The following is a 14,842-nucleotide window of genomic DNA, read 5'->3' on the forward strand; positions in this document are numbered from 1 at the left end:
ATGCAGAACAAGACAGCTTTGCTTTGCGCCGGTGGGACCGGCGGTCACCTCTTTCCGGCCGAAGCGCTGGCACATGAGTTGAAGGGCCGCGGCTGGTCCGTACAACTCGTGACGGATATGCGGGCAGCCCGCTTCGCGGCCGACTTTCCAGCCGAAGAAATCCATCGCGTGGAAGCTGCGACCTTCGGTTCGAAAAATCCGGTTGTGATCCTCCGCAGCCTGATGACGATCTGGCGCGGCTATCGGCAGGCATCCGCACTGCTTGAACGGGTGAAGCCGGGTGTGGTTGTCGGCTTTGGAGGTTACCCCACCATCCCGCCGCTTTTTGCCGCCGCTCGGAAAAACATCCCTTCCATGATTCATGAGCAAAACGCGGTCATGGGGCGGGCGAACAAGGCACTTGCCGCGAAAGTGGACGCGATCGCAGGCGGCTTCCTGCCGGAAGGCGGCGGGCCATTTCCGCAAAAGACGGTGGTTACAGGCAACCCCGTGCGTCCTGCGGTCCTGAAGGCGATGGAGCAGGAATACATAGCGCCAGGTCCTGATGAGCCATTCCACCTCCTGGTCTTTGGCGGGAGCCAGGGTGCACGGTTCTTCTCCGAAGCGGTTCCGGAAGCCGTCGCGCAGCTTGATGATGCCATGCGTCAACGGCTGAAGATTGTTCAGCAGGCGCGAAAGGAAGACGAAGAGGAAGTGCGCGCTCGCTATGTTCAGCTTGGCGTGGACGCAGAGGTGTCGCCCTTTTTCAGCAATATGGCCGAGCATATTGCGCGAGCGCATCTCGTGATATCCCGTTCAGGCGCTTCGACCGTTTCGGAAATCTCTGCCATCGGCCGTCCGGCGCTTCTGGTGCCCTATCCATATGCGCTGGATCATGATCAGTCGGCGAATGCGGCTGCGCTTGCGCAAGCGGGAGGCGCCGAGATCGTGCCACAGGCGCAACTTGATGCACGGAGGCTGAGCGCCTTTCTTGCCGAAAAGATGCAGGAACCGCAGGCTTTGGCGCGCATTGCCGGTTTTGCACGCTCTTCGGGCAAGCCGGATGCGGCCAAAAGACTTGCGGACCTGGCCGAACAGGTGGCACAGGGGCGCGCAAGCGAAGAATTGAGGAAGGAAACCAGCTCATGAAAATGCCGCAGACCATCGGCGTCGTCCACTTTATCGGCATTGGCGGCATTGGAATGAGCGGCATTGCGGAAGCCTTGCATACGTTGGGCTACCAGGTGCAGGGTTCCGATCAGGCGGAAAACGCCAATGTGATCCGGCTGCGTGAAAAGGGCATACCGGTGATGGTGGGCCAGGCGGCGGAAAATATCGGCAACGCCGAAGTCGTCGTCGTATCAACGGCGATCAAGAAGACCAATCCGGAATATCAGGCGGCGCGCGAAAAGCTTCTTCCGATCGTGCGCCGCGCGGAGATGCTGGCAGAGCTCATGCGCTTCCGACAGGCCGTCGCAATCGGCGGCACGCATGGCAAGACCACGACCACATCCATGGTATCGGCCCTGCTTGATGCAGGCGGGCTTGATCCCACGGTCATCAATGGTGGGATCATCAATGCCTATGGCACCAATGCGCGCATGGGCAAGGGCGATTGGATGGTTGTGGAGGCCGACGAGAGCGACGGCACCTTCCTGAAGCTGCCGGCCGAAATTGCCGTGGTTACCAATATCGATCCCGAGCATCTCGATCACTATGGATCCTTCGACAAGGTTCGTGCAGCTTTCCGGCAGTTCGTCGAGAATGTTCCCTTCTATGGCTTCGGCGTCATGTGCATCGACCATCCGGAGGTTCAGGCACTGGTAAGCCATATCGAAGACCGTCGCGTCGTTACCTATGGCGAGAATCCGCAGGCTGCCGTGCGTTTCTCGAACCATCACATGGACGGTGCCACTTCCGTTTTCGATGTCGCCATTCGCGAGCGCCGTGGAGATGCGGTGACGCTTCTTGAGGGCTTGCGCCTTCCCATGCCTGGCCGGCACAATGTGTCCAATGCCGTCGCAGCTATCGCGGTCGCCCATGAGCTGGGCGTTTCCGCCGAGGATATTCGCAAGGGGCTGGCCGGCTTCGGGGGTGTGAAGCGGCGCTTTACCCATACGGGTTCCTGGAACGGGGTCGAGATCTTCGATGACTACGGCCATCACCCCGTAGAAATCAGGGCTGTTCTTAAGGCCGCGCGCGAGGCGACTTCGGGCCGCGTGATCGCCGTTGCGCAGCCGCACCGCTACACGCGTCTGCACGATCTCTTCAACGATTTCGCAGCCTGTTTCAACGATGCGGATACAGTGCTTGTCGCGCCGGTCTATACTGCGGGCGAAGAGCCCATAGAGGGCGCGGATTCTGCGTCTCTTGTTGCCAGCATTCGTGCAGGCGGCCATCGGGATGCGCGATATCTGGAAGGTGCGGAGGCGGTTGCGCCACTGGTTCGCGAGATTGCCAAGCCGGGCGACTTTGTCGTCTTTCTCGGCGCTGGCAATATTACCCAGTGGGCTTACGCACTGCCGGGAGAGCTCAACGGATGAGCGATCAGAACCTGATCGAACGTCTGGGGGATCGTCTGAAAGGTCTGCGTGGCAAGCTTGTTGCCAATGCGGGCATGGACAAGATCACCTGGTTCAGAACCGGCGGTGCTGCGGAAGCGCTTTTTCAGCCGCAGGACGAGGAAGACCTCGCCGAATTTCTGCGTGTCGTGCCGGAAGAAATCCCGATCACGCTGGTTGGTATCGGCTCAAATCTGCTCGTGCGCGATGGCGGTCTGGATGGCTTTGTCGTGCGTCTGTCCGCCAAGGGATTTGGCTGGGTCGAACAGAGGTCTGAGACGCAGCTTGAAGCGGGTGCTGCCCTGCCTGACAAGCGATTGGCTGCGAAGGCGCAGGAAGCAGGAATCGGTGGCTTTCACTTTTTCCACGGTATCCCGGGTGGACTTGGCGGTGCGCTGAGAATGAATGGTGGCGCCAATGGCGTGGAGACCTGTGAGCGTGTTGTGGAGGTGCGGGCGCTTGATCGCCAGGGAAACCGGCACGTCCTGACGCGCGAAGAGATGGGCTACTCCTACAGGAAATCGGAAGCGCCTGCGGATCTGATCTTCACCTCAGCGCTTCTGGAGGGATATCCCGAGGACGCGGAAACAATCCGAAAGGCAATGGACGAGGTGCAGCATCATCGCGAAACGGTGCAGCCGGTGCGCGAGAAGACGGGCGGTTCCACCTTCAAGAATCCCGAAGGCACCTCTGCATGGAAGGAAGTCGACAATGCAGGCTGCCGAGGGCTGATGATCGGCGGTGCGCAGATGTCGCCCATGCACTGCAATTTCATGATTAATACCGGCAATGCAACAGGTTACGATCTTGAGTATCTGGGCGAGACGGTGCGCGCAAAGGTGCTGGAGCACTCCGGCATAAAGCTACATTGGGAAATCAAGCGCATCGGCAAGTTTCAGACGGGCAGGGAGATCGAGCCGTTCCTGGGGCAAATGCTTTAATTGCATATAGCCGTTCATTCGTGCCCAGATGAACTTGATGGGCCACTTGTTTGATCACTTTTATTATTTTTTGAATCGTTCGGAATCCCCGGCTCTTGTCACGGAATCAAGTCTCTGATTCTTTAGGCATCAGCGTTAGCTGATTTGAGTCGGTTGTCGCCGGGGGCGGTTGCAGCGGCCAGTGCCGGTATCCGTTTATCGCCAGTTTCAGTGGGTCGAGCGTGGTGGCGTCTGCAAGGCAGGCGCAAGGTTGCGCGCGCTATAAATTGAGGACTTAAGCGGTGGGTTGCCGGGATATTACTTCAGGCTGGAGAGGGTGCTCCTAAATGGCGAAAAAGCATGTAGCCGTATTGATGGGCGGGTTCTCTTCCGAGCGGCCGGTCAGTCTGTCTTCAGGCAATGCCTGCGCTGATGCGCTTGAAGTTGAAGGTTATCGTGTTTCGCGGGTGGATGTCGGTCGTGATGTCGGTCAGGTGTTGACCGAGCTCTCGCCCGATGTCGCCTTCAATGCGCTTCACGGTCCCTTCGGTGAGGATGGCAAGATACAGGGCATCCTCGAATATCTGGGAATACCCTACACGCATTCAGGTGTGCTGGCTTCGGCGCTCGCCATGGACAAGGAATTGGCCAAGACGGTTGCGAAGGCTGCCGGTATTCCGGTTGCCGAATCGAAGATCATGAATCGTGAAGATGTGGTCAATACGCATCCGATGAAGCCGCCTTATGTGGTCAAGCCGGTGGCTGAAGGCTCCAGTTTCGGTGTCGTGATCGTGCGTGAGGGGCAGTCGCATCCGCCTCAGGCAATCAGCGCCGGTGACTGGTCTTATGGTGAGCGTGTAATGGTGGAGCGGTATGTCCACGGACGCGAGCTTACCTGCGCCATCGTGGGTGATGTGGCCTTGGCTGTGTGCGAAATCGTGCCCGTCGGTCACAGCTTCTACGATTACGACTCAAAGTATGTGCCTGGAGCATCAAAGCATGTGGTGCCGGCAGAAATTTCACCGAAAATTTACCAAAAGATACAAACACTGTCCCTCAAGGCACACAAGGCTCTTGGCTGCCGTGGGGTGAGTCGCTCCGACTTTCGCTACGATGATCGGTTTTCCGAAGACGGGGAGTTGATCTGGCTGGAAATCAACACGCAGCCGGGCATGACGCCCACCTCGCTCGTGCCCGATATCGCTGCCCAGGCAGGGCATAGCTTTGGTGAGTTGTTGAGTTGGATGGTGGAGGATGCGTCTTGTTCGCGCTGAGGTCGGCTAAGGGTGCACATGCCGTAGATGGCGGCTTCGTGCTGCCGCGCTGGTTGCGCAGGCCGGTGCGCATGGTTTCGCGTCTCCGCATCGATGAAATCAATCCGCCTCCCTTCGCGGCGACCATCGCAACAGCGATCCTGTTTTCGGCGACCGGTCTTTATGGCGGGCTTCAGGGTGGCCATCTTGATGAGGTTGTCCAGGCAACGACCTCGCGCGTCGGCTTTGCGATCAGTGATGTGCAGATAGCCGGAAATGTGGAGACATCCGAAATAGATGTTCTCCAGCAGATCGGTCTGGATGGCTGGACCTCCATGGTCGGTTTTAGCGCATCGAATGCGCGCGAGCGCATTGCCCAGCTTCCCTGGGTGGAAAGTGCGACCGTGCGCAAGGTTTATCCCGGTACCGTTGAGGTGTCGGTCGTGGAGCGTCAGGCCTATGCCCTTTGGCAGCGCGGGCAGACGGTCTCGGTCGTGGAAATGGATGGCGCAATCATCGCGCCCTATTCGCGCTCGCATCATGCAGTTCTGCCGCTGGTGATCGGCGAGGGTGCTAACGAAATCGCACCTGAAATCGTTTCGCTCGTTGAGGCGGTGCCGCAGCTGCAGGGGCGGGTGAAAGCCTTCATTCGCGTTGCTGATCGTCGTTGGGATCTGCGTCTCGACAATGATGTCACGATACAGTTGCCGGAGCATGGATATGCCGCGGCAGTCAGGGAAGTTGCCGAACTTGATGCACAGTATCAGCTCTTCTCACGCGCGGTTACCGCTGTGGACATGCGCGTTCCCGATCGCATCACGGTTGCCATGACGGCTGAGGCTGCGGAAGAGCGAAGCGATGCGTTCGAGGCAAAACTGAAGGCATTGAAGAAGGGAGCACGCATATGAGCTGGCTCTCTGGTTCCCGTAATTCCGCCCAGCGTTCCGGCATCATCACGGTCCTTGATGTCGGTTCCAGCAAGGTCTGCTGCATCATTGCCAAGCTGCTGCCGCTCGAAGGCAGCCGCGCTCTGCGTCACCGCACACACCGCATCAAGGTCATCGGTATCGGTCACCAGAAGTCGCAGGGCGTGAAATCCGGTGTCATTGTCGATCTTGAAAAAGCCGAAAACGCCATCCGTCTTGCCGTCGACGCTGCAGAACGCATGGCGGGCCTGACGGTCGATTCGCTGATCGTCAATGTTTCTGCCGGTCGTCTGAAGAGCGAAAGCGCGAGCGCCACAATCCGCCTTGGTGGCCATGAAGCAACCCAGTCGGATATCGACCGTGTGCTCGCAGCCGGTGCGCGCCAGGCGCTCAAGGCCGAGCGTGAAGTGGTGCATTCGCTGGCGGTCGGCTTCTCGCTGGATCTTGAGAAGGGCATTCGCGATCCGCGCGGCATGGTTGGTGAAACGCTGGGCGTGGACATGCATGTCCTCACCGCCGATTCGGTGCCGCTGCGCAATCTCGAACTGTGCATCAATCGCTCGCACCTGACTGTTGAACGACTGGTCGCGACCCCCTATGCCTCGGGACTTGCCGCACTGGTCGATGACGAGGCAGAGATGGGCGCGGCCTGCATCGACATGGGCGGCGGCTCAACGACGATTTCGGTCTTCATGGACGGCAAGTTCGTCCATGCGGATGCATTGCCGATTGGCGGCAATCACGTGACCATGGATCTGGCGCGCGGTCTTTCCACGCGCCTTGAGGATGCGGAGCGCCTGAAGGTCATGCACGCATCGGCGCTGCCGGCTACGGCGGATGATCGCGACATCGTCGCCATTCAGCCGATGGGAACGGATGAGAGCGAGCAGCCACTTCAGGTGCCGCGCGCGGTGATGACACGCATCGTCCGTGCGCGCATCGAAGAAACGCTTGAGATGGTTCGCGATCGGCTGAACCAGTCGGGCTACGGAAACATGGTCGGCCGGCGCATCGTCCTGACGGGTGGCGCAAGCCAACTTGCAGGGCTTCCCGAAGCCGCTCGCAGGCTGCTTGGACGAAATGTGCGTCTTGGTCGCCCGCTCGGCGTTGCCGGCTTGCCCGAGGCTGCGAAGGGGCCGGCCTTTGCTGCCCCGATCGGCCTGTTGATTTATCCGCAGGTTGCGGATTTCGAGAGCCGCGGTTCCAAGGGCGGCATATTCACACGTGCGACGGGCACCGGAGGGCGGTTCCAGCGCGTCAGTCAATGGTTGCGAGACAGCTTCTAGCAACCCCAACAAAAGGTGCGGCCGCATGGGCGAAGCGGCGGAGAAGGCGGAAAGGACGAGGAAATGAGCATCAACCTACAAAAGCCGGACATTACCGAGCTAAAACCGAGGATCACCGTGTTCGGTGTCGGTGGTGGTGGCGGTAATGCCGTAAACAACATGATCACCGCAGGACTGCGTGGTGTGGAGTTCGTTGTCGCGAACACCGACGCGCAGGCTCTGACGCAGTCCAAGGCCGAACGCCTCATCCAGCTGGGTGCCGCTGTCACTGAAGGTCTGGGCGCGGGCTCCCAGCCGGAAGTCGGCCAGGCCGCGGCGGAAGAATGCATCGACGAGATCATGGATCACCTGTCGAGCACCCATATGTGCTTCGTTACCGCCGGCATGGGCGGTGGCACGGGCACCGGTGCTGCTCCCGTCGTGGCACGCGCTGCCCGCGAGAAGGGCATCCTGACGGTTGGTGTTGTCACCAAGCCGTTCCACTTCGAAGGCCAGCGCCGCATGAAGACGGCGGATGCGGGCATCGAGGAGCTGCAGAAATGCGTCGATACGCTCATCGTCATTCCAAACCAGAACCTTTTCCGCATCGCCAATGACAAGACCACCTTCGCCGACGCCTTCGCGATGGCCGACCAGGTGCTCTATTCCGGTGTGGCCTGCATCACCGACCTGATGGTCAAGGAAGGCCTGATCAATCTCGACTTCGCCGACGTTCGCTCGGTGATGCGCGAGATGGGCAAGGCCATGATGGGCACCGGCGAGGCCTCCGGCGAGGGTCGCGCGATGGCTGCAGCCGAAGCTGCCATTGCCAATCCGCTGCTCGACGAAACCTCCATGAGGGGGGCGAAGGGCCTGCTGATCTCGATCACCGGTGGCCGCGATCTCACGCTGTTCGAGGTGGACGAGGCGGCAACCCGTATCCGCGAAGAAGTCGATCCGGAAGCAAACATCATCCTGGGTGCAACCTTCGACGAAGAGCTGGAAGGTGTCATCCGCGTCTCCGTCGTTGCAACGGGCATCGACAAGACTGCAGAAGAGATTTCCGCTCCGGCTTCCGCTTCGCGCGCCATCCAGCGTCCGGCTGCACCGCAGGCTTCACAACCTGCTCCCCAGCCGGCGGTCGAGAGCCGTCCACAGCAGCCTGCCGCGGCTCAGTCCGCGCCTGCAGGAGGCACCGTGGTGGGAAACGACCCAGTGGCTGAAGCAATCCGCAGTGCGTCGCAGGATGCACCGCAGATGCAGGCGGGCGCCTTTCAGCCACAGAGCAAACTCTTCAAGCCCGCAGCAGCACCTCAGCAGCCGGTACAGGCAACCCAGCCTGTCCACGGTCACGCGCAGGCCGCTGCAGCCGTAGCACGTCAGCCTGAGCCGGCACCGGCACCGCGTCCTGCTCCTGTTCAGCCGCAGGCGCAGCCTCAGCAGGCTCAGCCGGTTCGAATGCCGCGCGTGGAGGACTTCCCGCCGGTTGTTCAGGCCGAGCTTGGTGCGCAGAATTCGGAGCATGAAGAGCGTGGTCCGATGGGCCTGCTCAAGCGTCTGACGAGCGGTCTTTCGCGCCGTGAGGAAGAGGGGCATGCCGGTCAGCCGCCAGAGCCACGTCTGCGTCAGCAGGCTCCGGAAGCGCGTCGTGCGCCTTCCGAGGAGAGCCAGCTTTACGCACCGCGTCGCGGTCAGCTGGATGATCAGGGACGAATCACACCGCAGGTTCGCTCCAACCAGGAAGATGATCAGCTGGAGATTCCAGCCTTCCTGCGCAGGCAGGCCAACTGATTGCTCTCGCGATGTAACATCATGTAAGACAACGGGCGCGCAAGCGCCCGTTTTTGTTTAGCGAAATATTAGTAATAACAACGTTTTATTAGGGAAGTTTGAAAGCTGTGTGGCGTAACACAGGGTAACGAAGCGTGATTTGGCGCGGTGCGGGTGGAACATTATCTTTCAGCGCAATGAAATAGGCGCGGGGATGATTTGGGGCTTGTCTCCCGTGCTGGTTTAAGGGCCGTCCGCAGGCAGAAGCTAAAGGCAGAACGATACGGACGTGCTGATGGGGATCGATTTGCTCGAGTTTCAGACAACACTTTCTTCGGCTGTCAGCCTGAAGGGCATCGGCGTACATTCCGGCAAGTCTGTGACGGTGACGTTCCAGCCGGCAGAAGCTGATACCGGCGTAATATTCCAGCGTGTGGACCAAGACGCCCAGGGCCGTCTCATTCCCGCACTCGCATCGGAAGTTGGCGAGACCGATCTCAGCACCAGTCTTGGAAATCCGGCGGGCGACCATGTCGCCACGGTGGAGCATCTGATGGCAGCAGTGGCGGCCATGGGTGTCGACAACGTGCTGGTCGAGATCGACAGTCCGGAAGTCCCGATCATGGACGGCAGCGCGTCGGCTTTTGTGGAGGCATTCACTCAAGCAGGCATCCGCCAGCTGTCTGCAAAGCGGCGCTATATCCGCATCCTCAAGCCCGTTCGCATCGACAGCGGCAGTTCCTGGGCGGAATTCCGTCCCCATGACGGCACGCGCTTCGAGGTCGAGATCGACTTCGACAGCCCGGCGATCGGTCGCCAGGCCTTTGCTGCGGATCTGGATGCTGAATGCTTCTCGAAGGAGATCGCGCGGGCGCGGACCTTCGGTTTCATCAAGGATGTCGAGCGCCTCTGGGCTGCCGGTTATGCCTTGGGCTCTTCGCTCGAAAACTCGGTCGTGATCGGTGAGGACAACAAGGTCATCAACATGGAAGGCCTGCGTTATCCCAACGAGTTCGTGCGTCACAAGATGCTTGATGCCATTGGCGATCTTGCTCTTGCCGGTGCCCGCTTCATCGGTTGCTTCCGCTCATATCGTGGTGGGCACCGTCTCAATGCCGCAGCACTTCGTCACCTCCTGACCGACCGCTCGGCTTTCCAGATCGTGGAGACGACGCGGCGCGAGCGTGGACGTGCGGCGGAGATGATTGCGGTCAATGCGCCGGTTTTCGCACCCTGGGTGCTCTGATATTATCGGCCCACAAACTCTCGTAGATACTGGCAGTTTCTGCTGAAACTGCCATAAATTTGCGCCATTGCCAGCCGATAGCGTTGCCGCGCGCGGCCATAATGATTTATGAGTGCGTGCATATCGTGAACCGACTGCGCTTAAGGGGCGGATTTTTCATGACTTCAGGACGCATTGCCAGCCGAGGCCGCAAGCCGACCCTGCCGCTCATCATGAGCGCGGTTGCGCTTCCATTGGTGCTTGCTGGCTGCCAGGGGGAGAAGGATCTCGACCTTTCGACCTATGTCGAGACCATCGAACCTGCTGATGCGCTCTACAATCAGGGTCTGGCCAATCTGAACGCAGGGCGTCTGAAGGAAGCGGCAGCCAAGTTCGAAGCCGTTGATCGCCAGCATCCTTATTCTGAATTCGGTCGCAAGGCGCTTTTGATGAGCACCTTCACCAATTACCGCCAGGGCCGTTACTCGGAGGCTGTGAACAGCGGCCAGCGTTACATGACGCTTTATCCGACAAGCGAAGATGCAGCTTACGCGCAGTATCTGGTTGGCCTGTCCTATTTCCGCCAGATCAAGGAAGTGACGCAGGACCAGAGCGAGGCGCGCAAGACCATCGAGGCCATGAACCAGGTGGTCGAACGCTGGCCCGACTCTGAATATGTCGAGGATGCGCAGGAAAAAATCCGCTTTGCCCGTGACCAGCTTGCCGGCAAGGAAATGCAGATCGGCCGTTATTATCTAGAGCGTCGCGAATATATTGCCGCCATCCGCCGTTTCCGCGGTGTTGTCGAGAATTATGCCAATACCCGGCACGTGGAAGAGGCGCTCGCCCGTTTGGCCGAGGCTTATTTCGCCATGGGCATTGCACCGGAGGCTCAGACGGCGACCGCGGTACTCGGCCACAATTTCCCGGAAAGCAAGTGGTACAAGTCCTCCTATCAGCTTCTGCAGTCTGGCGGTCTGGAACCGCGTGAGAACAGGGCGTCCTGGATCTCGAAGGCTGCAAGCGTCATCGTAGGGGGCTGACGGCCGCGCGATGCTTTCGCATCTTTCGATCCGCGATATTGTCCTGATCGAACGGCTGGATATCGACTTTTCGGCGGGGCTTTCCGTGCTCACCGGTGAGACCGGTGCAGGCAAGTCCATTCTGCTTGACTCTCTTTCACTGGCGCTTGGCGCACGTGGCGACGCAGGCCTTGTCCGCCATGGCGCGGATCAGGGGCAGGTCACTGCAGTTTTCGACGTTTCGATGGGGCATCCTGCACGTGAGCTCCTTCGCGAGAATGCCATCGAGGATGAAGGGGACGTCATCCTCCGTCGCGTGCAGAACGCGGATGGTCGCACGCGCGTCTTCATCAATGACCAGCCGGCAAGTGTAGCGCTGATGCGTCAGGTGGGGCGCGTGCTTGTCGAAATTCACGGGCAGCACGACGAGCGAGCGCTTGTGGACACAGCAGCACATCGCGAATTGCTTGATGCATTTGGCGGACATGGCGGTCTTGCCCAGTCCGTTCGTGCTGCATGGAGAGAATGGCGCAAAGCCGAGCAGGAATTGCAGCGTCACCGTGCTCGCGTCGAAGCGGCTGCGCGCGAGGCCGATTTCCTGCGCGCCTCAGTCGAAGAACTGGCAAAGCTCGATCCGCAGCCGGGTGAAGAAGAGCAACTTGCCGAGGAGCGCGCGGCAATGATGCGCGCGGAGAAGACCGCTGCTGATATCGCCGACGCACAGGAGGTGTTGGGTGGGCAACAGTCGCCGATTCCAACGCTGGCAAGCCTGTTGAGGCGCCTGCAGCGCAAGGCAGATGAAGTGCCGGGGCTTCTGGACGATATCATCCAGTCACTGGACGAGGCGCTGTTGTCGCTTGATGGCGCGCAGAGTGCAGTCGATGCGGCAATGCGTGCCACCGAGTTCGACCCTCAAAGGCTTGAACAGGCCGAGGAGCGGCTCTTTGCGCTGCGTGCGGCGGCACGCAAGCACAATGTGATGGTGGATGATCTGCCCGCTCTGCGTGACCGCATGGACAATGATCTGGCCGATCTCGATGCGGGCGAGGAGCGTCTTGGTGCGCTTGAGCAGGAAACCGTGGAGCGTCGCGCCGCCTATGACCGCCTTGCGGCAGAGCTTTCGTCCGCGCGCAAGACGACCGCTGAGACACTCGCCGAGACGGTCATGGCCGAACTGCCGGCGCTGAAACTGGAGCGCGCACGCTTCATCGTGCAGATCGGCAGCAATGCGGACGAGCCTCTGGCCGAAGGCATTGATACGGTCGAGTTCTGGGTGCAGACCAATCCCGGCACTCGCCCGGGGCCGATGATGAAGGTTGCTTCAGGTGGTGAGCTTTCACGCTTTCTTCTGGCTTTAAAGGTCGCTCTGGCGGATCGTGGATCTGCACCAACGCTTGTGTTCGACGAGATCGACACGGGTGTGGGCGGGGCGGTCGCCGATGCCATCGGGCAGCGGCTGGCACGATTGGCGAGCCGCATACAGGTGCTTTCCGTCACGCATGCGCCGCAGGTGGCTGCACGCGCCAACACGCATTACCTCATCGCCAAGGCCGGCAGCCAGGAGCAGGTGACAACGCGTATTCGCGTGATGGAGCCGCAGGAGCGGCAGGAAGAAATTGCCCGCATGCTGGCCGGAGCCACCGTTACCGAAGAAGCGCGGGCTGCTGCGACAAGGCTACTTCAGGAGAATGTCTGAAGCATTCATTGCTGCGCTTGAGCGGGCAGGGGGCATGGCTCTATGTTGGCGCGCCAACGAATCCGGATATTCATGTCATGACCACTGCAGATATTCCCGTCGATGATCTGACGGAGGCTCAGGCCGCTGATGAACTCAAGCGGCTGGCGGAAGAGATTGCCGAGCATGACAGGCGCTATCACACGGAAGATGCGCCGACGATTTCGGATGCCGAATATGATGCGCTGCGGCGGCGCAATCTTGCGATCGAGCAGCTTTTTCCCGCGCTTGTGCGCCCCGATTCTCCTTCGGCCCGCGTCGGTGCACCGGTCTCGGAGAAGTTCGAGAAGATCCGGCACAAGGTGCCGATGCTCTCGCTCGACAATGCCTTCAACGATGGCGACGTGGTGGATTTCGTGGGGCGTATCCGCCGCTATCTGAAGCTTGACGCGGATGCTCCCATTGCAATGACGGCCGAACCGAAGATCGACGGGCTTTCGCTGTCGCTGCGCTACGAAAACGGCAGATTGGTGAGCGCCGCCACGCGCGGTGACGGGCAGGTTGGCGAAAACGTCACCGCCAATGCGCGCGCAGTGACCGACATTCCCAATGTGCTGGATGGCGATCCGCCCGGTATTCTGGAAGTGCGCGGCGAGGTCTACATGACCCATCGCGACTTCCTTGCGCTCAATGAGCGGCAGGCAAAGGAGGGCAAGCCGACCTATGTCAATCCGCGCAACACGGCGGCAGGTTCGCTTCGCCAGCTTGATGCGTCCATCACGGCACAACGTCCGCTGAAATTCTTCGCCTATGCCTGGGGGGAGGTGAGTGAACTCCCCGCCGATACGCAGTTCGAGATGGTGGAGAAACTTCAGGCCTTCGGCTTCAAGACCAATGACATGACCCGGCTATGCGAGAGCGCGGACGAGCTCATTGCGCATTACCGCAGAATAGAGGAAGGCCGTGGCGGCTTGCCCTATGACATTGACGGGGTGGTCTACAAGGTGAATGACCTCGCCTTGCAGCAGCGGCTGGGCTTCATCTCGCGCACGCCGCGCTGGGCGATTGCCCACAAGTTCCCGGCGGAGAAGGCGACGACCATTCTGCGCGGTATCGACATCCAGGTGGGCCGCACCGGCGCACTGACGCCGGTGGCGCGGCTTGAGCCGGTGACGGTGGGTGGTGTCGTGGTGACCAACGCCACTCTGCACAATGCCGAAGAGATCGAGCGTCTGGGCGTGAAGATCGGCGACACGGTGACGGTGCAGCGCGCCGGCGATGTCATCCCGCAGATTTTGGGTTATGTCGAGGACAAGCGGCCTGACGATGCGGTCGAGTTCGAATTCCCGCAGGTCTGCCCCTGCCATCTGAAAACGCCGGTGGTGCGCGAGGGCACGGCGGCAGGATCTGAAGGGGTGGTGCGTCGCTGTTCGGGCGAGTTTGCCTGTCCGTTCCAGCGCATCGAACATCTGCGCCATTTCGTTTCGCGCAAGGCCTTCGACATTGACGGCCTGGGCGAGAAGCAGATCGAGTTCTTCTTTCATGATGAGGACCTGCCGGTGAAGAGCCCGGCGGACATCTTCACGCTGAAAGAGCGCGATGAAGCCAATCTGAAGAAGCTGAAGGCCAAGGAAGGCTGGGGCGCGCAGTCCGCCGCAAAGCTTTTCGATGCGATCGAAGCGCGGCGTGAGATGCCGCTGGACCGGATGATCTACGGGCTTGGCATCCGCCATGTCGGCGAGCAGACCGCGAAGACGCTTGCGCGCGGCTATGGCTCCTGGAGCGAGTTTTACGACGCGGCACTTGCCGTAGCCGGTGGTGACCTTCAGGCGCGCGAGGAAATGGATGCGCTTGATGATGTCGGTGATGCCGTCATCGATGCGGTGGCCACCTATCTGGCGGAAGCGCACAATCGTGAGCTTGTCGACGCGCTTGCCGCACAGGTGAGGGTGGTCGACGCGGAGAAACCTGCCGCGAATTCGCCGGTTTCCGGCAAGACCATCGTCTTCACCGGTGCTCTTGAACGCATGTCGCGCGATGAGGCCAAGGCAATGGCCGAACGGCTCGGTGCGAAGGTCGCCGGCTCTGTTTCCAAGAAGACGGATCTTGTGGTAGCAGGGCCCGGTGCGGGCTCGAAGCTGAAAAAGGCGGGCGAGCTCGGCATCGAAGTGATCGACGAGGCCACCTGGTTTGATCGCTACATCGACTGAAACCCTGGTTCAGTTTTGCTCACACTTGGCTCAAAG

11 protein-coding genes are annotated in these 14,842 nt (G+C 60.3%); all 11 read left to right on the forward strand.

Annotated elements, in window-relative coordinates:
* The 11 genes from murG to ligA all read left to right on the forward strand — a co-directional run bounded on the left by murG (window position 1) and on the right by ligA (window position 14,806).
* Window positions 1-1,128: an undecaprenyldiphospho-muramoylpentapeptide beta-N-acetylglucosaminyltransferase gene (gene murG / locus EL18_RS03490; protein WP_036479810.1), complete on the forward strand. Its 1,128-nt coding sequence runs from the start codon at window positions 1-3 to the stop codon at window positions 1,126-1,128.
* Entirely contained in the window at window positions 1,125-2,522 is a 1,398-nt protein-coding gene (gene murC / locus EL18_RS03495) for a UDP-N-acetylmuramate--L-alanine ligase (protein WP_036479813.1), read from the forward strand. The genes murG and murC overlap by 4 nt, the downstream gene beginning before the upstream one ends.
* Window positions 2,519-3,481, forward strand: coding sequence for a UDP-N-acetylmuramate dehydrogenase (murB, locus tag EL18_RS03500; protein ID WP_036479816.1), 963 nt, complete (start codon window positions 2,519-2,521; stop codon window positions 3,479-3,481). The genes murC and murB overlap by 4 nt, the downstream gene beginning before the upstream one ends.
* A 326-nt stretch (window positions 3,482-3,807) precedes the next feature.
* On the forward strand, window positions 3,808-4,734 hold the full coding sequence (locus EL18_RS03505) for a D-alanine--D-alanine ligase (protein WP_036479818.1): 927 nt from the start codon (window positions 3,808-3,810) through the stop codon (window positions 4,732-4,734).
* Window positions 4,722-5,621 (forward strand): cell division protein FtsQ/DivIB, encoded by a 900-nt coding sequence (locus EL18_RS03510; protein WP_051913730.1) that lies wholly within the window; start codon window positions 4,722-4,724, stop codon window positions 5,619-5,621. The genes EL18_RS03505 and EL18_RS03510 overlap by 13 nt, the downstream gene beginning before the upstream one ends.
* Window positions 5,618-6,925 carry a cell division protein FtsA gene (gene ftsA, locus EL18_RS03515; RefSeq protein WP_036479820.1) on the forward strand — a complete coding sequence of 436 codons (1,308 nt, stop codon included), beginning with the start codon at window positions 5,618-5,620 and terminating at the stop codon, window positions 6,923-6,925. The genes EL18_RS03510 and ftsA overlap by 4 nt, the downstream gene beginning before the upstream one ends.
* Window positions 6,926-6,988: 63 nt before the next feature.
* Window positions 6,989-8,695, forward strand: a complete 1,707-nt coding sequence (ftsZ, locus tag EL18_RS03520) for a cell division protein FtsZ (RefSeq protein ID WP_036479823.1) — start codon at window positions 6,989-6,991, stop codon at window positions 8,693-8,695.
* A 274-nt stretch (window positions 8,696-8,969) separates the two neighbouring features.
* Window positions 8,970-9,920, forward strand: a complete 951-nt coding sequence (gene lpxC, locus EL18_RS03525) for a UDP-3-O-acyl-N-acetylglucosamine deacetylase (protein WP_036479826.1) — start codon at window positions 8,970-8,972, stop codon at window positions 9,918-9,920.
* A 212-nt stretch (window positions 9,921-10,132) separates the two neighbouring features.
* Window positions 10,133-10,942, forward strand: a complete 810-nt coding sequence (locus tag EL18_RS03530; RefSeq protein ID WP_425277144.1) for an outer membrane protein assembly factor BamD — start codon at window positions 10,133-10,135, stop codon at window positions 10,940-10,942.
* A gap of 10 nt (window positions 10,943-10,952) precedes the next feature.
* Window positions 10,953-12,617, forward strand: a complete 1,665-nt coding sequence (gene recN / locus EL18_RS03535) for a DNA repair protein RecN (RefSeq protein WP_036479832.1) — start codon at window positions 10,953-10,955, stop codon at window positions 12,615-12,617.
* A 77-nt stretch (window positions 12,618-12,694) separates the two neighbouring features.
* The gene (ligA, locus tag EL18_RS03540) at window positions 12,695-14,806 is read left to right on the forward strand and encodes an NAD-dependent DNA ligase LigA (protein WP_036483892.1); all 2,112 of its coding nucleotides are present in this window, start codon (window positions 12,695-12,697) and stop codon (window positions 14,804-14,806) included.
* Window positions 14,807-14,842 lie beyond the last annotated feature (36 nt).

This window comes from Nitratireductor basaltis, assembly GCF_000733725.1.
Lineage (GTDB): Bacteria > Pseudomonadota > Alphaproteobacteria > Rhizobiales > Rhizobiaceae > Chelativorans > Chelativorans basaltis.